The following is a 26447-nucleotide window of genomic DNA, read 5'->3' on the forward strand; positions in this document are numbered from 1 at the left end:
TTTGCAATACCGGGGCCACCATGCCATCGCACTCGCCACATGGCAGATGATGCAACCCAAATCACGGCGACCTTGCGGGTGTCGTCCGACCTTACCTTCGGCGGGTCCGGCCTGGACCGTGCGGCGCATCTGCGTGGCGATGCGGCGGCGCTGGCGGCGGCATGGGCCGATGCGCGCGCCCGCGTCCTGCCGCTTTGGCGGGGCAAGCCGCTGGTGACCGGCGATCCTGTCACGGGGGCGGGCTGGCTCGCGACCGGACAGGCGGGCCTTGCTGCCGGCCCGGCGCCGGTTTTCCTGGGGTTGCAGGAGGACGGCGCACCGCGTTTCGCGCTGGACCTGTCGGACTGGACCCCGCCCGATCTGCCGGAAGGCCCCTTGGACGGGTTCAATGACCGCACGGAACAGGTGCATCCCGCTTTCCCGGCGGGCACGCGCTTCGCCGAATTGCGCGCGGTGATGACCCGGCTCGATGCGCGGGATGCAGAATTGGCGGCGACCGCGCGGGCGCTGCTGGACTGGCACGCGCGGCACCGTTTCTGTGCACGCTGCGGCGCCGAAAGCCGGGTCGCGCAGGCGGGATGGCAGCGCGACTGCCCGGCCTGCGGGACGCATCATTTCCCGCGGACCGATCCCGTGGTGATCATGCTGGTGACGCGCGGCGACCGGGTGCTGCTGGGTCGCTCACCCGCGTGGCCGGAACGAATGTATTCGCTGCTGGCGGGGTTCGTGGAGCCCGGCGAGACGCTCGAGGCCGCGGCGCGCCGCGAGGTGTTCGAGGAAGCCGGCATCCGCGTGGGGCGGGTCGATTACCTGATGAGCCAGCCCTGGCCCTTTCCCGCCAGCCTGATGATCGCCTGCCGCTGCACGGCACTGGATGACAAGATCACGATCGACCCTGTGGAGTTGGACGATGCGCGCTGGGTCAGCCGGGAAGACGTGCTTGCCGCGCATACGGGCACCCATCCCGACATCACGGCAGCCCGGCCGGGTGCCGTGGCGCGATACGTCATGGAACGCTGGCTGGCGGACGACCTGCGCCCCGGTGGGACGGCCTGAACCGCGATGCGGCTCGTGGTGCAACGCCCCGTCGCGCTGCCCGTGGACGTGGTGCGCCGCGCGCTTGCGGACCCGGCGCCGCTGATCGACGCGATGGCACCCCGGCTCGAACCCTTGCCGCCCGAACCGGGCATGGCCGGGCACTGGCGGATCACAGCCCCGGTCGCTGGTATCGCGCGGGAGGGGCGGGTCTGGCTGTCCGCACCTTGCCCCGACGATGCGTGCCACGCGGCGGCCCGGATGGACGGGGTGTCCGCCGATCTGGCGCTGGCCGCAGAGGCAGACGGACTGCGCGCGGCGCAGTTGCGGGCCGAGGTGACGGTCGCCGCGGCGGGACTGCGAGGGCGGGCGCTTCTGGCGATGCTTTCGCTGTCGGAACCCGCGTTGCGCGCGCGGATCGGATCGCTCCTGGACCGGCTTTCAGCCCAACTGGCCGCGCGGGCCATGTGACCGCCCTGCGCGGTGTCAGCCCGGCGGGTCGTGACGGCGCGGATCGGCCGGGTAGGTGCCGAGGATTTCCACCGTGGTGGTAAAGTAGTCCAGTTCCTCGAGCGCGCGGGCCACGGCCGGGTCCGACGGGTGGCCTTCGATGTCGGCGAAGAACTGCGTCGCCGTGAAGGATCCGCCGACCATGTAGCTTTCCAGCTTGGTCATGTTGACCCCGTTCGTCGCGAATCCGCCCATCGCCTTGTAAAGCGCGGCCGGGATGTTCCGCACCCGGAACACGAAGCTTGTCATCATGCCTGCGTCGCCGCGCGGGGTCGGGTCTGGGTCGCGCGCCATGATGAGAAACCGGGTGGTGTTGGTGCTCTGGTCCTCGATATGGCGGGCCAGCACATCCAGACCGTAGATCGCGCCGGCAAGTTCCGATGCCAGTGCTGCGCGCGCCGGATTGCCCGCCGCGGCCACGATCTGCGCCGACCCGGCGGTATCGGCACCGGTCACCGGCAAGATGCCGTGTTCGCGCAGGAACCCCCGGCACTGGCCCAGCAGCACCGTATGGGACATCGCCTCGCGCACGTCTGCCAGTTTCGTCCCCGGCACGGCGAGCAGATTGATATGCACCCGCACGAACGCCTCGTCCACGATGTGCAGGCCGCTTTCGGGTAGCAGGCGGTGGATGTCCGCCACGCGCCCGTAGGTCGTGTTTTCCACCGGCAGCATGGCCAGGTCAGCCTTGCCGTCGCGCACCGCGTCGATCACGTCCTCGAAGGTGTGGCAGGGCAGGGCATCGTGGTCGGGGCGGGCCGTCCGGCAGGCTTCGTGGGAATACGCGCCGTTTTCCCCCTGAAAAGCGATGATCGGCATCTATGTCCCCGGTCATGACGTGATCCGCACCCGGCAACGGGCGTTTGGTCGCGGCATTATACCTTGAAGCCAGAGAGGGGAACCCGCTAGATGGCGCCAACTTGCGACATGAGGCTGTGCGATGCTTGACACGATGACACTGACGAAGGTTGTGGGCGCGTTCTGTGGCGCGCTGCTCGTCTACCTGCTGGGCGGCTGGGTCGGGGAGGCCCTGTACCACGGCGGCCACGGCGCCCACGAGCAGGCCTACGTGATCGACACGGGCAGCGACGAGGGCGGCGAGGAAGCCGTCGAAGAAGAGGTCAACATGGTCGAGCTGGTCGCCGCCGCCGATGCGGGCGCGGGTGAGCGCGTGTTCCGCGCCTGCGCCGCCTGCCACAAGATCGACGAGCCGGCGAACGGTGTCGGCCCGCATCTCGACGGTGTCATGGGGCGCGAGATCGCGTCCATCGGCGACTTCAACTATTCCGGCGCTTTGCCGGCGGGCGAGGTCTGGAACATCGACAGGATGAGCGCCTGGATCGAGAACCCGTCGGGTTTCGCGGAAGGCACCTCGATGAACTATCGCGGGCTGTCGGACAACGAGGACCGGGCCGACCTGATCGCCTATCTGGTGTCCAAATCGCCTGACTTCACCATGCCCGCAGAAGACGCCAATGCCGGGGAGACCGCCGCGCCGGAGGAAGCCGCTTTGGAAACGGAAAGCGCTTCGGCCGATGACGCTACGGAAGAAACTCCGGCGCCCGAAGCGGAGGCCGAGGAGACCGAGGCGTCCACCGAAACGGCCGCGGCGTCCGATGCGGACGAAGCCCCGGCTGAAGGCGAAACCAGCGCGGACGCGTCCGGCGCCGAAGCGGCCGACGAGACGTCCGATACGGCCGAAGCCTCAGGGCAGGACGCAGCCCCGGAGGAGGACTCCAGCGGCGCAGACGAAGCGGCCCCGGCTGAAGAAACCCAGTCGGCCGAAGCGCCAGCGGAGGACGCGGCAGCGGAAACGACCGAGGCGTCGCCCTTCGTGGCCGCCTACGAGGAGGCGGACGCTGCCGCTGGCGAGCGTGTGTTCCGCCAATGCCAGGCCTGCCACGTCGCGGACAAGGAGCAGAACCGGGTGGGTCCGCATCTTGTGGATATCGTCGGGCGGACTATCGGGGCGGTGGACGGGTTCCGTTATTCCGGGGCACTGCCCGAGGGCGAGTGGACGCTGGACAACCTGAACGCCTGGCTGGAAAACCCGCGTGACTTCGCGCAGGGCACGTCGATGAGCTACACTGGTCTGCGGGACATGCAGGACCGCGCCAACGTGATCGCCTATATCGAGTCTCTGAACTGACGCTGCATTCCCTGTGTCTGTCGGGGCCGTCCGCGATGCGGGCGGCCCCTTCTTTTTGCGCATGTCGCCCGCCCGGGTGGTCACGGTTTCGCAATCACGGCTTGAACCCGCGACCCGATGCCCCATAGCTGTTGTAAACGACAAATGACGCCGGAGGATCCGATGCCGCGCCATGCCCATGCCGCCGACACCGCTACCCACACCGTCCGGCGACCGAACCGCCCTCTCGACCGCGCCCTCGTCGGGGCGATCCTTGCGGCTGCAGCCCTGCTCGGTCCGGCCCATGCGCAGGATGACACGATCACGGCGCATGGCATCGCGACATTCGGGGACCTGAAATACGGCCCTGATTTCCGGAATCTGGCATATGTGAATCCCGACGCGCCCAAGGGCGGCGAGATGTCGGTCTGGGCCTTCGGGTCGTTCGACAGCATGAACCCCTACACCGTGAAGGGGCGCGCGGCCGGGCTGGCGTCGATCTTCTTCGAGACACTGCTGACAGGCACGGCCGACGAGATCGGGACCGCCTATTGCCTGCTGTGCGAAACGATCAAGTACCCGGCGGACCGGTCCGAGGTGGTGTTCACGCTGCGCGAGGGTGTGACCTTTTCCGACGGCTCGCCCCTGACAGCGGCCGATGTGGTGTTCTCCTACGAGCTTCTTCGGGACAAGGGGCTGCCAAGTTTCCGCGCACAATTGTCGCGCAAGGTCGCCGTGGCCGAAGCGCTGGACGACCGGCGCGTGCGCTTCGACTTCGAGGACGGCATCCCGACACGCGATCTGATACTGGACGTCGGCGGGCTGCCCGTGTTCTCGCAGGCCCATTTTACCGAGAACGACCGGGACTTCGAGGAAAGCTCGCTGGAGCCGCTTCTGGGGTCCGGGCCCTACGTGCTGGGCGAGATGGATGTCGGGCAGACCGTCGTATACGAGCGCGATCCCGACTGGTGGGGTGCGGACCTGCCGATCAACCGCGGGCGTTACAATTTCGACCGGCTGCGCATCGAATACTACGCCGATTACAACGCCGCTTTCGAAGGGTTCAAGGCGGGCACCTATACCTTCCGCAACGAGGCAAGCTCCAAGATCTGGGCGACGGGCTACGACTTTCCGTCACTCGATGCGGGCCATGTGGTGAAGGCCGAGCTGCCCAACGGCAACAAGGCGACCAACCAGGCATGGGTGTTCAACATGCGCCGCCCGCAATTCCAGGACCCGCGCGTGCGCGAGGCCATCGGAATGATGTTCAACTTCGAATGGACCAACGCGACGCTGTTCTATGATCTTTACGCCCGCGTCGACAGTTTCTGGGACAACTCGTACCTGGAACCCGAAGGCCCACCGACAGAGGCCGAAGTTGCGATCCTGCGGCCCCTGGTGGAGGAGGGCCTGATTTCCGAGGACCTGCTGACCGATCCGCCCTACAGCCTGCCGCAAAGCGGCGACCGTCAGCTCGACCGGGGCAACCTGCGGCGCGCCGCGGCGCTGCTGGAAGAGGCGGGCTGGATCGTCGGCGACGACGGGTTGCGGCGCAAGGACGGGCAGGTGCTGTCGGTTGAATTCCTGAACGACAGCCAGACCTTCGACCGGGTCATCAACCCCTATGTCGAAAATCTCAAACGGCTCGGCATCGACGCGCGCCATGTCCGTGTGGACAACGCGCAGGCAGAGGCGCGGGAGCGCCCGCCGAATTTCGATTTCGACCTGGTGACGGCCTTTGTGCCCACGGGCTACATCCCGGGCAGCGAGTTGCGGCAGTATTTCGGATCGGAGAACGCGGACGACGACGTGTTCAACAAGATGGGCCTGCGCGACCCGGCGGTGGACCGGTTGATCGAGGTCGTTCTGGCCGCCGAGACGGAGGAAGACCTGCACGCGTCGATCAGGGCGCTGGACCGGGTGCTGCGGTCGCTGAAGTTCTGGGTGCCCCAGTGGAACAAGGACACGCATACGGTCGCCTATTTCGACATGTACGGCTATCCGGAAGACCTGCCGCCCTACAGTCTTGGCAATCTCGATTTCTGGTGGTGGGACGCGGATAAGGCCGCCGCGCTGGAAGCCGCGGGGGCGCTGTAGCATGGGCGCCTACATCCTGCGGCGGCTCGGGCTCATCATCCCGACGCTGATCGGCATCATGCTGATCAACTTTGCCATGGTGCAGTTCGTGCCCGGTGGGCCGATCGAACAGATCATCGCCCAGATGGACGGTCAGGGCGACGTGTTTGAAGCCGTGGGCGGCGGCGCCGATGCAGGCGGCGGTGGAGGCGAAGGCAGCGACGACCGTTACATGGGCGCGCGCGGCCTGCCGCCCGAGTTCATCGCCGAGCTTGAGGCGCAGTTCGGCTTCGACAAGCCCGCCTGGCAGCGGTTCTTCATCATGCTGTGGGATTACGCGCGCTTCGATTTCGGGGAGAGCTACTTCCGGTCGATCTCGGTCGTGGACCTCGTGATCGAAAAGCTGCCGGTTTCGATCACCCTTGGGCTGTGGTCCACGGTGATCGCCTATCTCGTGTCGATCCCGCTCGGCATCCGCAAGGCGGTGCGCGACGGGTCGAAATTCGACACATGGACCAGCGGGCTGATCATCGTCGGCTACGCGATCCCCGGCTTCCTGTTCGCCATTCTGCTGCTCGTGCTTTTCGCGGGCGGGTCGTACCTGCAATGGTTTCCGCTGCGCGGGCTCGCGTCAGATAACTGGGAAGAGCTGAGCGCCTGGGGCAAGATCGTGGATTACCTGTGGCACATCACGCTGCCGGTGCTGGCCTCCACCATATCCGCCTTCGCCACGCTGACGCTGCTGACCAAGAACAGCTTTCTGGACGAGATCAAGAAACAGTACGTCATGACCGCCAAGGCCAAGGGGCTGACGGAATCCCGGGTGCTCTATGGCCATGTCTTCCGCAACGCGATGCTGATCGTGATCGCGGGTTTCCCGGCCGTGTTCGTGCAGGTGTTTTTCGGCGGCTCGCTCATCATCGAGACGATCTTCTCGCTCGACGGTCTGGGGCGGCTCGGGTTCGAGGCGGCGGTGAGCCGCGATTACCCGGTGATCTTCGGCACGCTCTACGTGTTCGGTCTGATCGGGCTGCTGATGGGCCTGGTGTCGGACCTCATGTATGTGTGGATCGATCCGCGCATCGATTTCGAGACGCGGGAGACCTGATATGGCCGTCGCTGACCCTATCCCCGCCATTCCCGTCCCGCGCCCGCGCCTGTCGCCCCTGAACCAGCGGCGCTGGCGCAACTTCAAGGCGAACACGCGGGCCTATATTTCGCTGATGGTGTTCTCGGTGCTGTTCGGGATCACGCTGTTCGCCGAGTTCATCGCCAATGACAAGCCGATCCTCGTGCAGTATCGCGGCGAATTTTTTACGCCGATATTCAACTTCTACCCCGAAACCGCGTTCGGCGGCGATTTCCGCACCGAAGCGATCTACCGCGACATCGAGGTGCGATGCCTGATCGTGTCGGGCGGGCTCGAAGACTGCTGGGACGACCCGGAAGAGGTCATAACGCAGGTCCGCGACACGGGCGCCTTCGACGGGCAGGACGTGGAACGCGGTTGGCTGCTCTGGCCGCTGATCCCGTTCAGCTACGACACGATCAACGACATCGACGGCACCGCGCCATCCGCGCCCGACGGCACCCACTGGCTGGGCACGGACGACACGGCCCGCGACGTGCTGGCGCGGGTCATCTATGGCTTTCGGCTGTCGGTGATGTTCGCGCTGGTGGTGACCGCGCTGACCTCCGTCATCGGCATCGCGGCGGGCGCGGTGCAGGGCTATTTCGGCGGCTGGATCGACCTGATCTTCCAGCGCGTGATCGAACTGTGGGGCGCCACGCCAAGCCTGTACATCATCATCATCGTCGCCGCGATCTTCCAGATGAATTTCTGGTTGCTGGTGTTCCTCATGACGCTCTTCGGGTGGACCGCGCTGGTGGGAGTCGTGCGGGCCGAATTCCTGCGGGCGCGCAATTTCGAATACGTCCGCGCCGCCCGCGCGCTGGGGGTCGGCAACGGTACGATCATGTTCCGGCACGTGCTGCCGAACGCCATGGTGGCCACGCTGACGATGCTGCCCTTCGTCATCACGGGCACGCTGGGGTCGCTGGCCGCGCTCGATTTCCTCGGCTTCGGGTTGCCTTCGTCGGCGCCCTCGCTTGGGGAACTGACCTTGCAGGCCAAGCAGAACCTGCAGGCTCCGTGGCTCGGCTTCACCGCGTTCTTCACCTTCGCCATCATGCTGTCGCTGCTGGTGTTCATTTTTGAGGGCGTGCGCGACGCGTTCGACCCGCGAAAGACCTTCCAATGACCGATACCGTTCTCAGCGTCACCGATCTGGACGTGCGCTTCGCGCAGGACGGCAAGACCGTGCACGCCGTGCGCGGCGTGCGCTTCACCGTCGGCGCGGGCGAGACCGTCGCGCTGGTGGGCGAGTCGGGGTCGGGCAAGTCGGTGACAGCGCTGTCCACCGTCTCGCTTCTGCCCGACAGCGCGCAGGTCTCGGGGTCGGTGCAGTTCGGGTCGCGCGAGATGGTGGGCGCCCCCGAGGCGCGGCTGCGCGACATTCGCGGCAACGACATCAGCTTCATCTTCCAGGAGCCGATGACCAGCCTCAACCCGCTGCACACGCTGGAAAAGCAGATCGGCGAAAGCCTGAAGCTGCACCAGGGGTTGGCGGGCGACAAGGCACGCGCGCGCATCATCGACCTGCTGGAAAAGGTCGGCATCGCGGACGCGGAAGAGCGGCTGGGCGCCTATCCGCACCAGTTGTCGGGCGGGCAGCGGCAGCGCGTGATGATCGCCATGGCGCTGGCGAACGGGCCGAAACTGCTGGTGGCGGACGAACCGACCACCGCGCTCGACGTGACGATCCAGGCGCAGATCCTCGACCTGCTCAAGCGGCTCAAGGACGAGGAAGGCATGAGCCTTCTGTTCATCACCCATGACCTGGGGATCGTGCGGCGCTTCGCGGACCGTGTCTGCGTGATGCAGCACGGCGAGATCGTGGAACAGGGTCCGACCGAAACGGTCTTCGATGCGCCCAGCCATGCCTATACCCGCAAGCTGCTGGCGGCCGAACCGACGGGGCGGCCCGATCCGGTTGCTGAAGATGCACCCGAGATCGTGCGCACCGACGGGCTGCGCGTCTGGTTTCCGATCACCCGCGGCATCCTGCGCCGGACGGTGGGCCATGTGAAGGCGGTGAATCACGCACAACTGGCCGTGCGGGCCGGCGAGACTTTGGGGATCGTGGGCGAGAGCGGTTCGGGCAAGACGACCCTTGCACTTGCGCTGATGCGGCTCGTGTCGTCCGAAGGGCCGATCGTGTTCCAGGGGCAGGACGTGCAGGGCTGGAAGTCGTCCGCGCTCCGCCCGCTGCGCAAGCACATGCAGATCGTGTTCCAGGACCCGTTCGGATCGCTGAGTCCGCGCATGAACGTGGGCCAGATCATCGCCGAGGGGCTGGGCGTGCACGGTGTGCCCGATGGGCAGGATGCCAAGATGGCGGTGGCCGAGATGCTGACCGAGGTCGGGCTCGATCCGGCCATGGCCGACCGCTATCCGCATGAGTTTTCCGGCGGGCAGCGCCAGCGGATCGCCATCGCGCGCGCGATGATCCTGCGGCCCCGGCTCGTGGTGCTGGACGAACCGACCTCGGCGCTCGACATGACGGTGCAGGTGCAGATCGTGGACCTGCTGCGCAGCCTGCAGCGGAAGTACGGGCTGGCCTATCTGTTCATCAGCCACGACCTGCGGGTGGTGCGGGCGATGGCGCACCAGGTCATCGTGATGCAGCGCGGCGATATCGTGGAGGCGGGCAGCGCCGAACAGGTATTCGACGCCCCGCGCGAGCCCTATACCCGCGAATTGCTGGCCGCCGCGCTGAACCTGCCGCAGGTGCAGGCCGATGGCGGGGTCGTGGTGCCGCTGCGGCGCAAGGGCGGCTGAGAGCCGTCACACGGCCGATGAGTGCCCGGTCGACGCCATGTCATACGCATCGAAGTCCCGCGCGATCATGCGGGTCAGCGGGCGGCCTTCGGGCACGATCGAAAGCCCCTGCGCATCGAGCGCCACGAAGCGGCCGAACCGCTGCTGAACGGGTTGGCACAATGCCGCAAAGCGTGCAGACGACAGCCCGAAGCGGTCCGCAAGCTCGGCTGCATCGACACGGAAATCGCACATCAGCGCCTCGATGATCCGGGCGCGCAGCAGATCGTCGCCCCGGAAGGCGTGCCCGCGGGTAGTGGCGAAGCGCCCCGCGCGGATATGCTTGGTGTATTCCCCCGTGGACGCCGCGTTCTGCGCGAAACCTTGCGGAAAGCGCGAGATGGAGGACGCCCCCAGCCCGATCAGCACGTCGGCCGTGTCGTCGGTGTAGCCCTGGAAATTGCGCCTCAGTCGCCCCTCTGCCTGCGCCACGGCCAGTCCGTCATCCGGGCGCGCGAAATGGTCGATGCCGATGGCGCGATAGCCGTCCCATTCGAACAACTCGCGCGCGGTGTCGAACAGCGCCAGCCGCGCCTGCGCGGTGGGCAACGCGTCTTCGGGGATCATGGATTGCCGCCGTGCCATCCACGGCACATGGGCATAACCGTAAAGCGCCACCCGGTCAGGGGCCAGCGACAGAAGCTGCTGCACGCTGTCGGCGATCCGTTCGCGGGTCTGGTGCGGCAGGCCATACAGAATATCCGCGTTCAGGCTGGCGATGCCCCGGTCGCGCAGGGCGTCCGCCACCCGGCGGGTCAGGTCATAGGGCTGGATACGCCCGATGGTTTCCTGGATCTGCGGGTCGAAATCCTGCACGCCGATGCTGGCCCGGTTCATGCCCGCGGCCACCAGCGCATCGAGGCGGTCCTCGTCGATCTCGTTCGGGTCGATTTCGACCGAGAATTCGCCACCCTCCGCCATGGGCGCGATGTCGCGGATTCGGTCAGCGAGATCGCGCATCATGTCGCCGGTCATCAGCGTGGGCGTGCCGCCCCCCCAATGGAGCCGCGACAAGGTGACGCCGGGTGCCAGTCGCGCCTTGAGCATGGCAAGCTCGGTGCGCAGCGTTTCGAGATACGCCTCCACCGTCGCCATGTTGCTTGTACCCTGCGTGCGGCAGGCGCAGAACCAGCACAACCTTCGGCAAAAGGGCACATGCAGGTACAGCGATATCGCGCTATTTGCGGGAATCGCGTCGATCCAGCGCACCATGGCATCGGCCCCGGTGTCGCGGTTGAACTGTGGCGATGTCGGATAGCTCGTGTACCGCGGCACCCGGCTGTCAAAAAGCCCCAGTTTCGAGAGTTGAGTTGGCGTATCCATGCGCCTATCCCTATGTGACGGTAAATCACCGGGCCTTGATCCGGATCAATTGGGTGAAGAAATGGGATTTCAGACCGCAACCGCGGCAGCGTCGATCAAATGCGGAGACTGCCCGATCCGGCATCGGGCCGTGTGCTCGCGTTGCGAGGCGGATGAGTTGGAAGAACTCGACGCGCTGAAATTCTACCGCACGGTGGAAGCGGGGCAAACCATCGTGTGGTCCGGCGACGAGATGGATTTCGTGGCGTCCATCGTAACCGGAATCGCCACGTTGAGCCAGACGATGGAGGACGGCCGCACCCAGATGGTCGGGCTGTTGCTGCCGTCGGATTTCGTGGGTCGGCCCGGGCGGCGCGCCGCGGCCTATGACGTGACCGCGACCACGGACATCGTGCTGTGCTGCTTCCGCAAGCGCCCGTTCGAGGAACTGATGATCCGCACGCCCCATATCGGCCAGCGCCTTCTGGAGATGACGCTGGACGAACTGGACGCTGCGCGGGAATGGATGCTGCTCTTGGGCCGCAAGACGGCACGGGAAAAGATCGCGACGCTACTGGCGATCATCATCCGCCGCGACGCGTCGCTGCAGCAGAAGCTGCGCGGCGGCGGGACGCTCGAATTCGACCTGCCACTGACGCGGGAAGCCATGGCAGACTATCTTGGCCTGACGCTGGAAACGGTCAGCCGACAGGTGTCGGCGCTGAAGCGCGACGGCGTGATCGAGCTGGTCAGCAAGCGCCACATCGTCATCCCCGATCTTGCGCGCCTGTTGGAAGAAGCGGGCGACGACAGCGACGGCGGCCTGCCGATCTGATCTCTTCCGATGACGGCGGCGGCTGACAGCAGGCGCCGCCGGACCTGTCTCGAACTGTTGACAGCCCCGACCGGGGTCAGTGGGCCATCAGCAGCGGCACGGGCGATTTCGCCATCAGTTCCCGCGTCGCACCGCCAAGGATCGCCTCGCGCAGGCGCGAGTGGCTGTAGGCGCCCGTCACCAGAAGATCGGCCTGCTGGTCGCGCACATGGTCTGCCAGCACGTCGGCGATCCGCGGATGGGTCTTGGCCAGCAGTGCGATCTCGGCCGCAACGCCGTGGCGTGACAGCATCGCTGACAGTCTTTCGCCGGGGGCGGTCTGCTTCGGACCGCGTTCCGGCGGCGCCACCATGGCGACGCTGACAGTCCCGGCCATCTGCAGCGCGGGCAGCGCGCCGCGTACGGCGGCCATCGCCTCCAGCCCGCTGTTCCAGCCGATGACCGCATGGCGTGGAAAATCCGCGGGCAGGCCGGTGTCGGGAACCAGCAGCACGGGCGCGCGCCCGGCGAACAGGGCGGCCTCCACCGCGGCTTCGCCCCCGTCGCTGCCATGGGCGCCATAGGGCAGGGCCTGTACCACGAGATCGGTGAACATCGCGGCCTCGGCCACGAGATCGCCAAGCATCCCCATCTGCGCCACGCCGGCCTCGGCCGTCCAGCGGATATCCTCGGGCTCCAGACGCTTGCGGACCTCCGCCAGCAGCGCCTCGGCCTTGTCGTTGGCCATGGCCATGCTGGTCTGCTGCAACACGGCGTCGGCCCCGGCGAAGTAATAGCCGACCTGCACATCGTCGATGCCCACGGTCAGCACGTGCAGATGCGCGTCAAGCCGCCGCGCCAGCGCGAGGCAGGCGTCGATCTGCACTTCGATGGCGGTGGCGTCGGGAATGACGGTCAGGAGATTTCGATAGGCCATGGCGTTGATCCTCCAACTGCGGCGATTGCGACCGCGACTTTCCGTCCTGCTCGCAACCCTATTCCGTCGGGCTATCGTCGGGTTTGACATGGATCAAGGCTCGCGTGCCGGGGGCACAAGATACCCGCACCACTGTCAGGCCGACCGTCCTGTCTTTCGGATGTGCCACCACGCCGTCAGGTCCGCCGGAAAAGGGACGCAGAAGGGAACGAAGATGACCGATACACTGAAGCTCGTTGTGCTGGGGTTGATCACCCTCGCCGCCGCGATCGCCGCGAATTACGCACGCGACCTCGCCTACAATGTCCACGCGCTGCTGATCATGGTGCTGGCGGGGGGCATGTTCCTGTATACCGTGCGCCGGGTGGGCGAACCCAAGCCGGTGGTGGACACCTCGGGCTACATGGACGGCGTGGTCCGCTACGGCGTGATCGCCACGGTGTTCTGGGGCATCGTCGGCTTTCTTGCCGGCACGTTCATCGCGTCGCAACTGGCCTGGCCGCAACTGAACTTCGAATGGGGCCAGCCCTTCACGAATTTCGGGCGCCTGCGCCCGCTGCACACCTCGGCCGTGATCTTCGCCTTCGCGGGCAACGCGCTGATCGCCACGTCGTTCTACGTCGTGCAGCGCACGACAGCGGCGCGGCTGTGGGGCGGGAACCTCGCGTGGTTCGTGTTCTGGGGATACCAGTTGTTCATCGTGCTGGCGGCGAGCGGCTATCTGCTGGGCGCGACGCAATCCAAGGAATACGCGGAACCGAGCTGGTATGTCGACCTGTGGCTGACCATCGTCTGGGTCGCCTATCTGGCGGTGTTCGTCGGCACGATCGTCAAGCGCCGCGAGCCCCACATCTACGTCGCCAACTGGTTCTACCTTGCGTTCATCGTGACGATCGCGATGCTGCACGTGGTCAACAACCTTGCGGTGCCGGTGTCGATCTTCGGGTCGCAATCGGTCGAGGCGTTCGCCGGCGTTCAGGGCGCCATGACGCAATGGTGGTATGGCCACAACGCGGTGGGTTTCCTTTTGACCGCCGGGTTCCTGGGCATGATGTATTACTTCGTGCCCAAGCAGGCCGAGCGCCCGGTCTACAGCTACAAGCTGTCGATCATCCACTTCTGGGCGCTGATCTTTCTGTATATCTGGGCCGGGCCGCACCACCTGCATTACACGGCGCTGCCCGACTGGGCGACGACGCTGGGCATGGTGATGTCGGTCATCCTGTGGATGCCGTCCTGGGGCGGCATGATCAACGGGCTGATGACCCTGTCGGGCGCTTGGGACAAGCTTCGCACAGACCCGGTGATCCGGATGATGGTGATCTCGGTGGGCTTCTACGGGATGTCGACCTTCGAGGGGCCGATGATGTCGATCCGCGCGGTCAACTCGCTGTCGCATTACACCGACTGGACCATCGGGCACGTGCATTCCGGCGCGCTTGGCTGGAACGGCATGATCACCTTCGGCGCGCTCTACTTCCTCGTGCCGCGGCTATGGAACCGGGAGCGGCTCTATTCGCTGAGCCTCGTGTCGTGGCACTTCTGGCTCGCGACGATCGGGATCATTCTCTACGCCGCGTCCATGTGGGTCACCGGCATCATGGAGGGCCTGATGTGGCGTGAAGTGGATGCCAACGGCTTCCTCGTGAACTCCTTCGCCGACACGGTCGCCGCGAAATACCCGATGTACGTGGTGCGCGCACTGGGCGGGGCACTCTACGTCGCCGGCGCGCTGATCATGGCATACAACCTGTGGATGACTGCGACGCGGGGGGTGGCACGTGCCGGCGCCCGCGCCGCGGCCCCCGCCGAATAAGGGAAACGGGACATGTCCATTCTCAACAAGCACAAGATCCTTGAAAAGAACGTCACGCTTCTGGCGGTGTTCAGCTTCATCGTGGTGTCGATCGGCGGGATCGTGGAAATCGCCCCGCTCTTCTATCTCGAGAACACCATCGAGGAGGTCGAAGGCGTGCGGCCCTATTCGCCGCTCGAACTGGAAGGGCGCGACATCTATGTCCGCGAGGGCTGCTATGTCTGCCACAGTCAAATGATCCGCCCCATGCGGGACGAGATCGAGCGCTATGGCCACTACAGCCTTGCCGCGGAATCGATGTATGACCGCCCGTTCCAGTGGGGATCGAAGCGCACCGGGCCAGACCTTGCGCGTGTCGGCGGCCGGTACTCCGATGCGTGGCACGTGGCGCACCTGCGCGATCCGCAATCGGTCGTGCCGGAATCGATCATGCCGAAATATGCCTTCCTCGGGAACACGCTCATCGACGGCGAACACGTCGCAGACAAGATGCGCACCCACCGGATGCTCGGCGTGCCCTACACCGACGAGATGATCGAAAACGCCCGGGCCGATTTCACCGTGCAGGCCAATCCGGACGGTGACTGGGACGGACTGCTCGAACGCTATCCCGGCGCGCAGACCCGGAATTTCGACGATGAACCGGGCGTGTCGGAAATGGACGCGCTGGTGGCCTATCTCCAGATGCTGGGCACGCTGGTCGATTTCTCGACCTTCACGCCCGATGCCAGCCGCTAGATTTGGGGGGAACATGGACACCTATGTCTTTCTGCGCGAGGTGCTGGGCAGCTTCGGCCTTGTCTGGATGTTCGTGGTCTTCGTGACCGTGGTCGTCTGGGTGCTGACCGGCCGCAACGACAGCTATCGGGACGCGGCCAACGCCGTGTTCCGCAACGATGACGGTCCGCGCGACGCGACGGACCCGCGGCAGGACGCCCCTGGCCGCGACAGCCGCAAGGAGGCGCGGTCATGAGCAAGACGCACAAGGACCCGCACGACAAGCAGGACGTGCAGACCACGGGGCACAGCTGGGACGGGATCGAGGAATACGACAACCCGATGCCGCGCTGGTGGCTGTATACGTTCTACGCCACCATCGTCTGGGGCATCGGTTATACCATCGCCTTCCCCGCCTGGCCGATGATTTCCGGTGCGACCTCGGGGCTGCTCGGGTTTTCGACCCGTGGCGATCTGGTGGCGGATCTCGAACGCGCGCAGGCGGCGAATGCCGAGATCAACGAACGGCTCGTGTCCGTCGCACTGACCGAGATCCCGGACGATCCGGACCTGAACCAGTATGCCGTGAACAAGGGTGCTGCCGTCTATCGGACCTTCTGCAGCCAGTGCCATGGGTCGGGGGCGGCGGGCGTTCAGGCCGCGGGCTATCCGAATCTGCTCGATGACGACTGGCTATGGGGCGGGACGGTAGAGGAGATCCACTACACGATCTCGCACGGTATCCGGAACGAGGACGACATTGATGCGCGGTATTCTGAAATGCCGGTCTATGGCGAGATCCTGTCCGACGAGGAAATCGAACAGGTCGCGCATTATGCCTACACGCTGAACGGCCGCGATCCACTCGATGCCGATATGGCAGCCGCGGGCGAAGAGACGTTCCTGTACGAATGTGCCGCCTGTCACATGGAAGACGGCAGCGGAAACTCGGATCTCGGGGCACCGGCGCTCAACGATGCGATCTGGCTCTATGGCGGCGACTACGAGACGATCGTGGAAACGGTGACTTACAGCCGTTACGGCGTGATGCCCCCGTGGCAGAACCGCCTGACCGAGGCGGATATCGCGGCGGTGGCCACCTATGTGCACCAGCTGGGCGGGGGCGTCACCGAAGAGTGACTCCGGCGTGGCCGTTTCGCGTCGGGGCCGTCGCCCGTGATGGGGCGACGGCCCCGGCTTCGTTCCGGCGCCGGTGGCTGGACATGCTGTCACGCCCCGATGACGATTGATGCAAGTCAATTACCTTTGCAAAGCGGAATGGCAGATACGCCTTATCTGATACCAGCGATGGAACCGAGCCGATGAGCACTTCCGAGGACACCCCGCCGAGCCTCTATGCCGCGCGCGAACCGATCTTTCCCAAGCGCGTCTCGGGCCGGTTCCGGAACCTCAAATGGGCGATCATGGTGGTGACGCTGGGGATCTACTACGTCACCCCTTGGCTGCGCTGGGATCGCGGGCCGCAATTGCCTGACCAGGCGGTGCTGGTAGATCTGGCGAACCGCCGCTTCTTCTTCTTCTGGATCGAGATCTGGCCGCACGAGTTTTATTTCGTGGCCGGGTTGCTCATCATGGCGGGGATCGGGCTGTTCCTGTTTACCTCGGCGCTGGGGCGGGTCTGGTGCGGCTATACCTGCCCGCAGACGGTCTGGACCGACCTCTTCATCCTCGTCGAGCGCTGGATCGAAGGCGACCGGAACGCACGCATCCGCCTGCTGCGGCAGAAATGGGATGCTCGCAAGGTCCGGTTGCGGGTCACCAAGTGGATTACATGGATGCTGATCGCCGTTGCGACGGGCGGGGCATGGGTGTTCTACTTCTCGGATGCGCCGACCCTGTTCGTGGATCTGTTCACGCTCAATGCTCATGCGGCGGCCTATACGACCGTGGCTCTGCTGACCGCGACGACCTTCGTCTTCGGCGGGCTGATGCGCGAACAGGTCTGCATCTATGCCTGCCCCTGGCCGCGCATCCAGGCCGCGATGATGGACGAGGACACGATCACCGTCGCCTACCGTGATTGGCGGGGGGAGCCACGGGGCAAGCATCGCAAGGGCGCGGCGCGGGCAGCGGCCACGACCCATGCCGCCGACAAGACCGCCTTTGCCATGCCCGAGGACGAGGTACAAACCCAGCAGCAACTCGGGGACTGCATAGACTGCAACGCCTGCGTGAATGTCTGCCCGATGGGCATCGACATCCGCGACGGCCAGCAACTGGAATGCATCACTTGCGCGTTGTGTATCGACGCCTGCGACGAGGTGATGGACAAGATCGGCAAACCGCGCGGCCTGATCGGCTACATGGCCCTGACGGACGAGGAACACGAACGTTCCGGCCAGCCCCGCATCCCGGTCTGGAAGCACATCTTCCGCGCCCGCACGATCATGTACACGGCCCTTTGGGCTGCCGTGGGCGTAGGGCTGGTGGTGGCGCTGTTCATCCGGCCCGACTTGTCGATCACCGTGGCGCCGGTGCGGAACCCCGTCTATGTCACGATGTCCGACGGCACGATCCGCAACACGTATGACGTGCGACTGCGCAACAAGTATGGCGAGGACCGGCCCTATGCGATCTCGATCACCTCGCCCGCGGCCCTTGTGGTCGAGGCCGAGGGCAGCGAGGATGGGACCGTCATCGTGCCCGCGGATTCGACGAAGCTTCAGCGAGTCTATGTCATGGCGCCGCCAGACAGCCCCGCGGCCAGCCGCGCGGTGACGGACCTGACGATCTGGGTGCAGGACACGGTCAGCAACGAACGCGCGAGCAAGGACACGGTCTTCAACGGCAGGGCGGAATGATGGGGGAACTCACGGGGCGCAAGGTTCTGTGGATGTTCGTCGGCTTCTTCGGCGTCATCATCACCGTAAATCTCGTCATGGCGTTCTTCGCCGTGCGGACGTTTTCGGGGCTGGAGGTCGCCAATTCCTATGACGCGAGCCAGGGCTATGACGAAGCGCGCGAAGCCCAGCTTGCGCTGGGATGGGACGTGTCGGCGGAATATGGCGAGGGCGAGATCGCGGTGATTCTGCGGGATGCGGAAACCGGTGCGCCCGCCGCGGTGACGGACCTGACCGCGCTGGTCGGGCGCGCGACGCACCAGCGGGCGGATTTCACGCCCGATTTCGAGCGCCGTGGGGCGCGGTTCGCCGCCCCCGCCACGCTCGATCCCGGCAACTGGGTTGTCCGGCTCCGCGCGACCGCCTCCGACGGCACCGTGTTCCGCCAGCGCCTGCCGCTGGTCGTGCCGCGCTGATCCGCCATGTCCGAGGTCCCTGACCTGTCTGAGGCCCCCGGCCTGATGGCCTGTCCCGCCTGCGCCGTGACACCCGCCGCCCATGTCCTCGCGCGCCACGAGGCCCGCGCGTCCGAAGCGCGAATCGTGCTGTCGCTGCCCGACCTGCGCGACGCGGCGGGCATGTCGCGGGTGGAACGGGGCCTTTCCGCCATGCCGGGCGTGCATCGTGCGCGGGTCAACCTGACGCTCAAGCGGGTCACGGTGGTCGCCAACCCCGACATGGTGCCCGACGCGCTGATCGACCGGCTGGCGGACATGGGCATCGCCGCTCATGAACTGGACCCGGACACGGTGGCCATGACGACGACGGACCGTGCCGGGCGGGACTTGCTGATGCGGCTCGGCGTGGCGGGCTTCGCGTCGATGAACGTGATGCTGCTGTCGATCTCGGTCTGGTCGGGGGCCGAGGATGCGACCCGCGACCTGTTTCACTGGATCAGCGCAGCGATCACCTTTCCGGCGATCATCTTCGCGGGCCAGCCGTTCTATCGCAACGCCTTCGCCGCCTTGCGCCACGGTCGGCTGAACATGGACGTGCCGATCACGCTGGCCATCGCGCTGGCGGTGTTCACTTCGCTGTGGGAAACCATACTGTCGGGGCACCATGCCTATTTCGACGCGGCGCTGATGCTGACCTTTTTCCTGCTGGCGGGGCGATACCTGGATCACCGCACGCGGGCCATCGCGCGCTCGGCAGCGGAGGAACTGGCGGCGCTGGAGGTGCCCCGCGCCACGCGCCGCCGTGCCGATGGCGTGGAGGAAGCCGTACCGTTGTCGGCCCTGTCAGTGGGCGATCATGTCGTGGTCCGCCCCGGCGGGCGGATGCCCGTGGACGGTGTGGTCGTCGACGGCGCGTCCGAGCTGGACCGGTCGCTTCTGACCGGGGAAACCCTGCCTGTGCAGGCGCTTCCGGGCTGCCGCGTCAGCGCGGGGGAGGTGAACCTGACCGGGCCGCTCGTGCTGCGCGCCACGGCCATCGGCGCGGACAGTTCGCTCCATGCACTGACCGATCTCGTGGCGGTGGCGGAAAGCGGGCGGGACCATTACCACTCTCTCGCGGATCGGGCGGCAAAGCTCTATGCGCCCGGTGTGCATATCCTTGCGGCCTTGTCCTTCGCGGGCTGGTACCTGGCGACGGGCGATCTGCGGGTGGCCACCAACATCGCGGCAGCCGTTCTCATCATCACCTGCCCGTGTGCGCTGGGGCTGGCCGTGCCCGCGGTCACGACCGCAGCGTCGGGGCGTCTGTTCCGGCGGGGACTGCTCATCAAGTCGGGCACGGCGCTGGAGCGGCTGGCCGCCGCCGACACGGTGGTGTTCGACAAGACCGGGACGCTCACGTCGGGAATGCCTGCACTGGTCAATCCCTCGGCGCTGGACGCGGGGGCGCTGGCTATTGCGGCAGGGCTTGGGCAGGCATCGTCGCATCCGCTTGCGCAGGCGCTTGTGGCCGCCGCCGCGGCGCGCGGGGTGGCGCCCGCCGACGTGACCGGCTTGCGCGAGGTGCCGGGCTACGGCGTTTCCGGCATGTGCGTGGGTCAGACCGTGCGGCTCGGCCGTCCCGACTGGATCGGGGCGGCGGACGGCGATGCGGGTCACATGCCGTCCACATGGCTGCGGGTTGGCGAAGCGGCCCCTCTGGCCTTTCGCTTCGCCGACAGCCTGCGCCCCGGCGCGGCCGCGGCCGTGGCGGGATTGCGCGCGCAGGGGCTGGCAGTAAAGCTCGTGTCGGGCGATGGGCCTGCTGCCGTGGCGGCTGTGGCACGCGCGCTCGGGATCGACGACTGGACGGCGCGCGCGACCCCGGCGGACAAGGCGGCCATCGTCACGACGCTGCGCAACGAAGGCGGGCGGGTGCTGATGGTGGGCGACGGGCTGAACGACACGGCGGCACTGGCTGCGGCGCATGTGTCGGTCTCGCCGGCGTCGGCGCTCGATGCGGCGCGGGTGGCGTCCGATGTCGTCCTGGTGGGGCAGGATCTGTCGGCGCTGGTCGAGGCGCGGGCGGTGGCGGTGCAGGCCACCCGCCGCATCCGCGAGAATTTCCGGATTGCCACGATCTACAACGTGGTCGCTGTCCCGCTGGCGGTGGCCGGGCTGGCGACGCCGCTGATCGCGGCGCTTGCCATGTCGCTGTCGTCGATCACCGTGTCCCTGAACGCGCTGCGGGTGGCGGGGCGGGGTGTGCCGCGCCCCGCACGCGCCGAAGCGGCAGCGGGGACTGGGGGGGAGGCTGCGGCCTGATGGATGTGCTGCGTATTCTCATTCCTGTGTCGCTGGGACTGGGCCTGCTGGGTCTCGGCGCGTTCTTCTGGACGCTGCGCAGCAACCAGTATGACGATCCGGATGGCGACAGCCGCCGCATTCTGACGGACGACTACGATGACAGCCCGCGCCCCGGCCCGGACGACAGCCTGCGCCCCGGCCCGGACGACATGTTCTCCGGCGACCCGAAGGCCCAGAAGAATCGTAAGGGCGGCTGACGGGGTGCGGTGGGGCCTTTGCAATGCCCGTTCCCGCTCGGATCGGGGTGCCCTGCATCGTGGCGATCAATGAAAAAGACCCGCCATGCCTTGGCGGGTCTTCGGGTCGGTCGGCGGCTCCGCGGTCGGTGGAATCAGGGGCCGAGCGTTTCGCAACGCTGCTGCCGCGCGCTGAGCCGCTGACAGGCCAGCGCCGCGGTTTGCGCGTCGAGCCCGGTGAACTCCGCCGCGAAGCCCGTGTTGCGCGGAACCACGAGCCGTCGCGCCGCATCGAGCGTGTCGATTTCCATCAGCGCCGTGCGCAGCAGGATGCGCTCGGCCTCGTAGCGGCTGGCGAAGGTGCCGACATGGATGCCCCAGGTCTTGACGTTCGACGCCGAGACCTGCGCGACCACCACGCTTTCGGGGCGCGGTTCGGGCAGGGGGGTGGCGGGATCCGCGTCCTTCGTGGAAAAGGTGATGACCGCGGGACGCGGCGGCGGTGCCACGGCCGCGACCAGCGCCGGGTCACCCTCCTCGACGGCTGCGGCGCTGTCAGGCGCAGGGGTGTCGGCATCGGCGACCGTTGCCGCGCTGGCCGCGGGCGCAAGCACCGCAAGGGCCACGCCGCCGGCGCTGGCCATCGCAGAGTCGTCCGCCGAGATGCCCGCGGGCAGGTCTTCGGGCACGAGCGCCGCCGCGATCGCCGCATCCGTCGAGACACCCGCGGTGGATGCGGCCTGCGCCGCCGCCACGCCGTCGAGCTTGTCTTCCACGCTGGCTTCTGTGGATGCGATCACGCTGGCCACATCGACGTCGGCCACATTGACAGCCGTCACGCGCACGGGGCGCGGCAGCGGCCGGTCACTGCGCGCGACGGCAAGCTGCATCGTCGGGGCGGTGGAGGGTCCGCTGCGGGCGATCATCGTGAGGTCGGGACGTGCCGGCCGGTTCAGTGCCACCTGCGTCGGCGCCCGCTGGAAGCCCATGTCGAGCAGTTCCGCCACGCGGGCGTTGCGGGCCGCCGAGGAACTGCCGCCGAACATGGTCGCAATCACACGCTCGCTGCCGCGTTCCGCCGAGGCCACGAGGTTCGACCCGGCTGCGCGGGTGTAGCCGGTCTTGATACCGTCCGCGCCCCGATAGGCCGCCAGCAGCTTGCGATTGGTGTTGTAGACGGTCTTGCCCCCGGCATCGACCGCGTTGCGGGAAAAGAGGTGATAGTAGGCGGGGAAGTGGTAGAACAGCGCCCGGCCCATCGTGGTCATGTCCCGCGCCGTGGACAGGTGCCCCGATTCCGTCAGCCCGTGGGCGTTCTTGAAGGTCGTGTCGTTCATCCCCAGCGCGCGCGCCGTCCGGGTCATGCGGTCGGCGAAGGCCGCTTCCGAACCCGAGATCGCCTCTGCCATGGCCGTTGCCGCGTCATTGGCCGATTTCACCGCCGAGGCGCGGATCAGGTAGCGCAGCCGGATGCGCTGCCCTTCTTTCAGATACAGCTTCGACGGCGGTTCCGACGCCGCGTTGCGGGACACCCGCACAGGCGTGTCGAGCGTGATCTCGCCCCGTTCGACCGCGTCGAAGACGACATAGAGCGTCATCATCTTCGTCAGCGATGCCGGGTGGAGCCGTGTGTCCGCGTTGCGCGAATGCAGCACCTCGCCCGATCGCGCGTCGATCACCATCGCCGCGTAGGGTGCCGCCGCAGCAGCCCCGGCCAAAAGATACGTGAATAGAACCAGCGCCCCTGCAAGGGCGAATCGTCCCGGACGTTTCATGACGTCACCTGCCTCTGTCTGCCCGCCGCCGATTTTTCGGTCGGTATGGTTGCCTGTAGATTAACAGTAGCACAGAAATATCTGACCCGGCACCGATTTTCGCCAAAGCTGCCGCATGGACAACTTGCGGATAAGCGCGCGGGGCACATATGGCGCGGCGGCTCGGATCGGGCGCAACCGCTTGACTCAGACCTGTTGCAGCAGTGCCACGAGCCCGCCGAGGTCCGCCAATTCGCGATAGCGGGGATGACCTTGCGGCGGGTCGGCATGTTCCATCGCCCAGGACAGGCCATGGGGCACGAACACGCCCCATCCGCCCGCGTCGATGGCCGGGCGCACGTCGGATTTCATGGAATTGCCCACCATCATGGCACGGTCGGCCCCGTCGCCATGCCGCTTGAAGATGCGGGTGTAGACCGCCGAGGTTTTCTCGCTGACGATTTCCACGCCGTGAAACAGATCGCCCAGCCCGGACTGCGCCAGCTTGCGCTCCTGGTCCAGAAGGTCGCCTTTCGTGACCAGCAGGACCCGGTGGGTCTGCGCCGCGGCCTCCACCGCGTCGCGGGCGTGGGGCAGCAGGTCGATCGGATGGGCGAGCATGTCCTGCCCGGCTTCGATGATTTCGCGAATCACGCGGGCGGGTACGCGATCCTCCGTCACCTCGATGGCGGTCTCGATCATCGACAGCATGAAGCCCTTGATGCCATAGCCGTAATGTCCGAGATTTCGCCGCTCCGCCGCGAGCAGCCGTTCCGCAAGGTGATCCGGCGGGGCGTGATCCCGCAACAGGTCCGTGAAACGCTGCTCGGTCAGCCGGAAGAAACTTTCGTTGTGCCACAGTGTGTCGTCGGCATCGAAGGCGACGGTGGTGACGGTAGGCATGTGCGGGCTCCTGCGATGCGGGGCGGACGGCCCCTTTTCAGACCGGCCCCCGCAATTATATGATGACGCCAAGCCACGATTGTGGAAACCGTGGAGCATGAAATTGCAAGCCCGCCCGACGATCCTCGCCGCCGACAAGCCCGGCCCCAATGACGATGTGGGGCTGGTCACGAAGACGCGCAGCCGCACCCAGCGTCCGCCGCTCTACAAGGTGCTCATCCTGAACGATGACTACACGCCGATGGAATTCGTGGTCCATGTTCTCGAACGATTCTTCGGGATGACCCATGCGCAGGCGTTCGAACTGATGCTGACCGTGCACAAGAAGGGTGTGGCGGTGGTGGGCGTGTTCTCCTTCGAAGTGGCCGAGACCAAGGTCGGACAGGTCATGGATTTCGCACGGCGCCACCAGCATCCGCTGCAATGCACGATGGAAAAGGAATGACCGGCGCGGCCGGTTGATCCGATGTCCGGTTCCCGAATCGACGCAGCCCTTGACCAGGGTCTTCTGCCCGCAGGCGAGGGGCTACGGGTGCTCGTGCTGGGCGCAGGGGCGGGGCACCCTCTGTGCGCGGCCTATTCTGCGGCGCGGTATGTCCAGCCCCAGCAACCGGACCATGACCGCATGGCCGCCGCCGGATTGCGTGTCGGACCAGACCTGACCGATGCCACGGGGCCCTTCGATCTAGCGGTGATCGCCCTGCCGCGCGCCCGTGCACTGGGGCATGCCTGGGCCGCGGCGGCGGCCGCCCGGCTGACGCCCGACGGTGTGTTTGCCGTGGATGGGGCGAAGACGGACGGGGTGGACAGCCTGTTCCGGGCGCTTCGGGGGCGATTGCAGTGCGCGGCGTCGCTGACCAAGGCACATGGGCGGCTGTTCGCGGGGCGCGTGGGGAATGATCGGCTGGCCGACATGGCCCCTGACGAGATGCAGGCGGCGCCGGGGTTCCGAACGGCGCCGGGCGTCTTTTCCGCCGACGGGATCGACCCCGGATCGGTGGCACTGGCCGCGGCGCTTCCCCCGGACCTGGCGGGGGCGGTGGCGGATCTCGGCGCTGGCTGGGGGTGGCTTTCGGCGCAAATCCTCGCCCATGACCGGGTGACGGCACTGCACATGGTCGAAGCCGACCACGCGGCGCTGCAGGCGGCACGCGCCAATGTCACCGATGCCCGTGCCGTGTTGCATTGGTCCGATGCCACGGCATGGCAGGCGCCCGCGCCACTCGATGCGGTCGTGATGAACCCGCCCTTTCACACGGGCCGGGCAGCCGATCCCGCGCTGGGGCGCAGCTTCATCGGCGCAGCGGCGCGGGTGCTTGGCCCGCGCGGCGCGCTCTGGCTGGTCGCCAACCGGCATCTGCCCTATGAAGCCACGCTCGAGTCGCTGTTCGCGGAATGGCGTATGGTTGATACACCGCCGGGGTTCAAGATTCTGCACGCCACGCGCCCCCGCACAGCCCGCAACGGAGCCCGCCCATGAGTTTCTCGGTCGAAGGCAAGACGGCGATCGTCACGGGGGCCGCCAATGGTATCGGGCTGGCCATCGCGCGCCACCTGCTCGAATCCGGCGCCAACGTGATGTTCGCCGACATGGACGAAGATCGCCTGAAGGACGAATTGGCCGACGACGCGGACAGCGACACCGCGGCCTTCTTCGCGGGTGACCTGCGGGAGCGGCTGACGCTGGCCAACCTGATGTCCGCCACGATCGAGAAATTCGACAGGCTCGATATCCTCGTGAACGCGTCGCGCCAGATGGTGGCGACGCCCGAGGACGAGTTGCTCGACCAGGACGAGATCGTGACCCAGCAACTCGACCAGAACCTGATGACGGCGCTGCGCATGTCGCAGATGGCCGCCAAGCGCATGATCGCGCAGGCGAAGGAAGCCGACGAGGACGAGGATGCCCCGCAGCGGCCCGCCGGCTCCATCGTCAACCTGTCGTCGATCGCGGCGCGGCGGACGCATCCGCAGCTTCTGGCCTTCTCGGTGTCCACCGCGGCGCTGGACCAGATGACACGGTCGATGGCCGTGGCGCTGGCGCCCTGGCGCATCCGGGTGAACGCGGTTGCCTTCGGGTCGGTGATGTCATCGAGCCTCAAGGAAACACTGCGGGAGAACCGCGACTACCGCTCGGACATCGTCGATCACACGCCCATGTCGCGGATCGCGAATCCCTCCGAACTGGCTGAAACCGTGCGGTTTCTCGCGTCCAACGGGTCTGCCTTCATGACCGGCCAGATCCTTACGGTCGATGGCGGGCGCACGCTTCTCGATCCGGTGAATGCGCCGGCGCACTGACCGACACCGATCCTAGCGCACGGCGGCGCAGCGTGCGATGTCTCGATCGCGGTTGACCAGAAGCTCGGCCCGCCGCGCCTGAAGCGCGGACAGGGTCCGTCCTTCGACCGCCGGGTCGACCGCCACCAGAACACGTTGCGGCGGGCGGGTCGTGTCGGCGCAGATGCCGACATTGGACGCAGGACTGCCACAAACCGATACGCCGACCGCGACAGCAGGGCGGCGAAATTCCTCCCGCGTGCCGGTGGCGAGAGCACGCTGGCTGGCCGCGATCTGCGCGTCGAGCGCTTGAAGCTCCGCGGTCACGTCCCGCACGCATTGCCGCCGCGGGTCGGCGCAGCCTGCGAGGAACGCAAGCAAGCCGATCATCACGATGGTGCGCAGAACGGTCGGGTGCATCGCCGCCTCCTTCAGCAACGGTATCGTCGTTGCG

24 protein-coding genes and 1 pseudogene are annotated in these 26447 nt (G+C 66.7%); 19 read left to right on the top strand and 6 right to left on the bottom strand.

Annotated elements, in window-relative coordinates; translation table 11 throughout:
• Window positions 1-39 precede the first annotated feature (39 nt).
• Together nudC and DDE13_RS22790 are read left to right on the top strand one after the other, a co-directional pair.
• Window positions 40-1056 (top strand): NAD(+) diphosphatase, encoded by a 1017-nt coding sequence (gene nudC / locus DDE13_RS06545; protein WP_111402767.1) that lies wholly within the window; start codon window positions 40-42, stop codon window positions 1054-1056.
• Window positions 1057-1074: 18 nt separating this feature from the next.
• A complete protein-coding gene (locus DDE13_RS22790; RefSeq protein WP_162630887.1) occupies window positions 1075-1506 on the top strand; it encodes a hypothetical protein in 432 nt (143 codons plus the stop codon).
• 15 nt (window positions 1507-1521) lie between these two features.
• Here DDE13_RS22790 and DDE13_RS06555 read toward each other — a convergent pair whose 3' ends face one another.
• Entirely contained in the window at window positions 1522-2364 is an 843-nt protein-coding gene (locus tag DDE13_RS06555; protein WP_111402670.1) for a prephenate dehydratase, read from the bottom strand.
• Between the two features lie 121 nt (window positions 2365-2485).
• Between DDE13_RS06555 and DDE13_RS06560 the strand changes: the two genes are divergently transcribed.
• The 5 genes from DDE13_RS06560 to DDE13_RS06580 all read left to right on the top strand — a co-directional run bounded on the left by DDE13_RS06560 (window position 2486) and on the right by DDE13_RS06580 (window position 9650).
• Window positions 2486-3694, top strand: coding sequence for a c-type cytochrome (locus DDE13_RS06560; protein WP_111402672.1), 1209 nt, complete (start codon window positions 2486-2488; stop codon window positions 3692-3694).
• A gap of 162 nt (window positions 3695-3856) precedes the next feature.
• Entirely contained in the window at window positions 3857-5770 is a 1914-nt protein-coding gene (locus DDE13_RS06565; RefSeq protein WP_111402769.1) for an extracellular solute-binding protein, read from the top strand.
• A gap of 1 nt (window position 5771) precedes the next feature.
• A complete protein-coding gene (locus tag DDE13_RS06570; protein ID WP_111402674.1) occupies window positions 5772-6857 on the top strand; it encodes a microcin C ABC transporter permease YejB in 1086 nt (361 codons plus the stop codon).
• Between the two features lies 1 nt (window position 6858).
• A complete protein-coding gene (locus tag DDE13_RS06575; protein ID WP_111402676.1) occupies window positions 6859-8010 on the top strand; it encodes an ABC transporter permease in 1152 nt (383 codons plus the stop codon).
• Window positions 8007-9650 carry an ABC transporter ATP-binding protein gene (locus DDE13_RS06580; RefSeq protein ID WP_111402678.1) on the top strand — a complete coding sequence of 548 codons (1644 nt, stop codon included), beginning with the start codon at window positions 8007-8009 and terminating at the stop codon, window positions 9648-9650. Before DDE13_RS06575 ends, DDE13_RS06580 begins: the two co-directional genes overlap by 4 nt.
• Window positions 9651-9656: 6 nt before the next feature.
• Here DDE13_RS06580 and hemN read toward each other — a convergent pair whose 3' ends face one another.
• A complete protein-coding gene (gene hemN / locus DDE13_RS06585; protein ID WP_111402680.1) occupies window positions 9657-11012 on the bottom strand; it encodes an oxygen-independent coproporphyrinogen III oxidase in 1356 nt (451 codons plus the stop codon).
• 61 nt (window positions 11013-11073) lie between these two features.
• Here hemN and fnrL point away from each other — a divergent pair, with 61 nt between their 5' ends.
• On the top strand, window positions 11074-11826 hold the full coding sequence (gene fnrL, locus DDE13_RS06590) for a transcriptional regulator FnrL (RefSeq protein ID WP_111402682.1): 753 nt from the start codon (window positions 11074-11076) through the stop codon (window positions 11824-11826).
• Between the two features lie 76 nt (window positions 11827-11902).
• Here fnrL and DDE13_RS06595 read toward each other — a convergent pair whose 3' ends face one another.
• The gene (locus DDE13_RS06595; protein WP_111402684.1) at window positions 11903-12742 is read right to left on the bottom strand and encodes a universal stress protein; all 840 of its coding nucleotides are present in this window, start codon (window positions 12740-12742) and stop codon (window positions 11903-11905) included.
• 214 nt (window positions 12743-12956) lie between these two features.
• Between DDE13_RS06595 and ccoN the strand changes: the two genes are divergently transcribed.
• From ccoN to ccoS, 8 genes and pseudogenes are all read left to right on the top strand, one after another.
• Window positions 12957-14558: a cytochrome-c oxidase, cbb3-type subunit I gene (gene ccoN, locus DDE13_RS06600; protein ID WP_111402686.1), complete on the top strand. Its 1602-nt coding sequence runs from the start codon at window positions 12957-12959 to the stop codon at window positions 14556-14558.
• Between the two features lie 12 nt (window positions 14559-14570).
• A complete protein-coding gene (gene ccoO, locus DDE13_RS06605) occupies window positions 14571-15296 on the top strand; it encodes a cytochrome-c oxidase, cbb3-type subunit II (protein ID WP_111402688.1) in 726 nt (241 codons plus the stop codon).
• A 13-nt stretch (window positions 15297-15309) separates the two neighbouring features.
• Complete coding sequence (locus DDE13_RS06610; RefSeq protein ID WP_162630888.1) at window positions 15310-15531, top strand: CcoQ/FixQ family Cbb3-type cytochrome c oxidase assembly chaperone; 222 nt, start codon at window positions 15310-15312, stop codon at window positions 15529-15531.
• Window positions 15528-16415 (top strand): cytochrome-c oxidase, cbb3-type subunit III, encoded by an 888-nt coding sequence (gene ccoP, locus DDE13_RS06615; protein WP_111402692.1) that lies wholly within the window; start codon window positions 15528-15530, stop codon window positions 16413-16415. Before DDE13_RS06610 ends, ccoP begins: the two co-directional genes overlap by 4 nt.
• A 182-nt stretch (window positions 16416-16597) precedes the next feature.
• Complete coding sequence (gene ccoG / locus DDE13_RS06620) at window positions 16598-18097, top strand: cytochrome c oxidase accessory protein CcoG (RefSeq protein WP_111402694.1); 1500 nt, start codon at window positions 16598-16600, stop codon at window positions 18095-18097.
• On the top strand, window positions 18094-18552 hold the full coding sequence (locus DDE13_RS06625) for a FixH family protein (RefSeq protein ID WP_328587836.1): 459 nt from the start codon (window positions 18094-18096) through the stop codon (window positions 18550-18552). Before ccoG ends, DDE13_RS06625 begins: the two co-directional genes overlap by 4 nt.
• Window positions 18553-18558: 6 nt before the next feature.
• A complete protein-coding gene (locus DDE13_RS06630) occupies window positions 18559-20838 on the top strand; it encodes a heavy metal translocating P-type ATPase (protein ID WP_111402696.1) in 2280 nt (759 codons plus the stop codon).
• Window positions 20838-20990 (top strand): annotated as a pseudogene (gene ccoS / locus DDE13_RS23390) (cbb3-type cytochrome oxidase assembly protein CcoS); the annotation flags it as partial. The gene DDE13_RS06630 and the pseudogene ccoS, both read left to right, overlap by 1 nt.
• A gap of 221 nt (window positions 20991-21211) precedes the next feature.
• Here the strand turns inward: ccoS and DDE13_RS06640 are convergent.
• Window positions 21212-22831: a D-alanyl-D-alanine carboxypeptidase family protein gene (locus DDE13_RS06640; RefSeq protein ID WP_111402700.1), complete on the bottom strand. Its 1620-nt coding sequence runs from the start codon at window positions 22829-22831 to the stop codon at window positions 21212-21214.
• A 186-nt stretch (window positions 22832-23017) separates the two neighbouring features.
• Window positions 23018-23713 carry an HAD family hydrolase gene (locus tag DDE13_RS06645; RefSeq protein WP_111402702.1) on the bottom strand — a complete coding sequence of 232 codons (696 nt, stop codon included), beginning with the start codon at window positions 23711-23713 and terminating at the stop codon, window positions 23018-23020.
• Between the two features lie 97 nt (window positions 23714-23810).
• On the opposite strand from DDE13_RS06645, the gene clpS reads away from it, so the two are divergent.
• The 3 genes from clpS to DDE13_RS06660 are packed head-to-tail and all read left to right on the top strand — an operon-like array spanning window position 23811 to window position 26014.
• A complete protein-coding gene (gene clpS, locus DDE13_RS06650; protein WP_235868616.1) occupies window positions 23811-24158 on the top strand; it encodes an ATP-dependent Clp protease adapter ClpS in 348 nt (115 codons plus the stop codon).
• Window positions 24159-24179: 21 nt separating this feature from the next.
• Window positions 24180-25193 (top strand): class I SAM-dependent methyltransferase, encoded by a 1014-nt coding sequence (locus tag DDE13_RS06655; protein WP_235868617.1) that lies wholly within the window; start codon window positions 24180-24182, stop codon window positions 25191-25193.
• A complete protein-coding gene (locus DDE13_RS06660) occupies window positions 25190-26014 on the top strand; it encodes an SDR family NAD(P)-dependent oxidoreductase (protein ID WP_111402704.1) in 825 nt (274 codons plus the stop codon). The genes DDE13_RS06655 and DDE13_RS06660 overlap by 4 nt, the downstream gene beginning before the upstream one ends.
• A 12-nt stretch (window positions 26015-26026) precedes the next feature.
• Here the strand turns inward: DDE13_RS06660 and DDE13_RS06665 are convergent, their stop codons facing one another.
• Window positions 26027-26413, bottom strand: coding sequence for a hypothetical protein (locus DDE13_RS06665; RefSeq protein ID WP_162630889.1), 387 nt, complete (start codon window positions 26411-26413; stop codon window positions 26027-26029).
• Between the last annotated feature and the right edge of the window lie 34 nt (window positions 26414-26447).

The organism is Meridianimarinicoccus zhengii (genome assembly GCF_003254465.1).
Taxonomy (GTDB): Bacteria; Pseudomonadota; Alphaproteobacteria; order Rhodobacterales; family Rhodobacteraceae; genus Meridianimarinicoccus; species Meridianimarinicoccus zhengii.

Bases quoted from the DNA above. Each gene is read 5' to 3' on its own strand.
- nudC (WP_111402767.1), top strand. From the start codon at position 40: ATGGCAGATGATGCAACCCAAATCACGGCGACCTTGCGGGTGTCGTCC.
- DDE13_RS06555 (WP_111402670.1), bottom strand. From the start codon at position 2,364: ATGCCGATCATCGCTTTTCAGGGGGAAAACGGCGCGTATTCCCACGAA.
- DDE13_RS06560 (WP_111402672.1), top strand. From the start codon at position 2,486: ATGCTTGACACGATGACACTGACGAAGGTTGTGGGCGCGTTCTGTGGC.
- DDE13_RS06565 (WP_111402769.1), top strand. From the start codon at position 3,857: ATGCCGCGCCATGCCCATGCCGCCGACACCGCTACCCACACCGTCCGG.
- DDE13_RS06570 (WP_111402674.1), top strand. From the start codon at position 5,772: ATGGGCGCCTACATCCTGCGGCGGCTCGGGCTCATCATCCCGACGCTG.
- DDE13_RS06575 (WP_111402676.1), top strand. From the start codon at position 6,859: ATGGCCGTCGCTGACCCTATCCCCGCCATTCCCGTCCCGCGCCCGCGC.
- DDE13_RS06580 (WP_111402678.1), top strand. From the start codon at position 8,007: ATGACCGATACCGTTCTCAGCGTCACCGATCTGGACGTGCGCTTCGCG.
- hemN (WP_111402680.1), bottom strand. From the start codon at position 11,012: ATGGATACGCCAACTCAACTCTCGAAACTGGGGCTTTTTGACAGCCGG.
- fnrL (WP_111402682.1), top strand. From the start codon at position 11,074: ATGGGATTTCAGACCGCAACCGCGGCAGCGTCGATCAAATGCGGAGAC.
- DDE13_RS06595 (WP_111402684.1), bottom strand. From the start codon at position 12,742: ATGGCCTATCGAAATCTCCTGACCGTCATTCCCGACGCCACCGCCATC.
- ccoN (WP_111402686.1), top strand. From the start codon at position 12,957: ATGACCGATACACTGAAGCTCGTTGTGCTGGGGTTGATCACCCTCGCC.
- ccoO (WP_111402688.1), top strand. From the start codon at position 14,571: ATGTCCATTCTCAACAAGCACAAGATCCTTGAAAAGAACGTCACGCTT.
- DDE13_RS06610 (WP_162630888.1), top strand. From the start codon at position 15,310: ATGGACACCTATGTCTTTCTGCGCGAGGTGCTGGGCAGCTTCGGCCTT.
- ccoP (WP_111402692.1), top strand. From the start codon at position 15,528: ATGAGCAAGACGCACAAGGACCCGCACGACAAGCAGGACGTGCAGACC.
- ccoG (WP_111402694.1), top strand. From the start codon at position 16,598: ATGAGCACTTCCGAGGACACCCCGCCGAGCCTCTATGCCGCGCGCGAA.
- DDE13_RS06625 (WP_328587836.1), top strand. From the start codon at position 18,094: ATGATGGGGGAACTCACGGGGCGCAAGGTTCTGTGGATGTTCGTCGGC.
- DDE13_RS06630 (WP_111402696.1), top strand. From the start codon at position 18,559: ATGTCCGAGGTCCCTGACCTGTCTGAGGCCCCCGGCCTGATGGCCTGT.
- DDE13_RS06640 (WP_111402700.1), bottom strand. From the start codon at position 22,831: ATGAAACGTCCGGGACGATTCGCCCTTGCAGGGGCGCTGGTTCTATTC.
- DDE13_RS06645 (WP_111402702.1), bottom strand. From the start codon at position 23,713: ATGCCTACCGTCACCACCGTCGCCTTCGATGCCGACGACACACTGTGG.
- clpS (WP_235868616.1), top strand. From the start codon at position 23,811: ATGAAATTGCAAGCCCGCCCGACGATCCTCGCCGCCGACAAGCCCGGC.
- DDE13_RS06655 (WP_235868617.1), top strand. From the start codon at position 24,180: ATGTCCGGTTCCCGAATCGACGCAGCCCTTGACCAGGGTCTTCTGCCC.
- DDE13_RS06660 (WP_111402704.1), top strand. From the start codon at position 25,190: ATGAGTTTCTCGGTCGAAGGCAAGACGGCGATCGTCACGGGGGCCGCC.
- DDE13_RS06665 (WP_162630889.1), bottom strand. From the start codon at position 26,413: ATGCACCCGACCGTTCTGCGCACCATCGTGATGATCGGCTTGCTTGCG.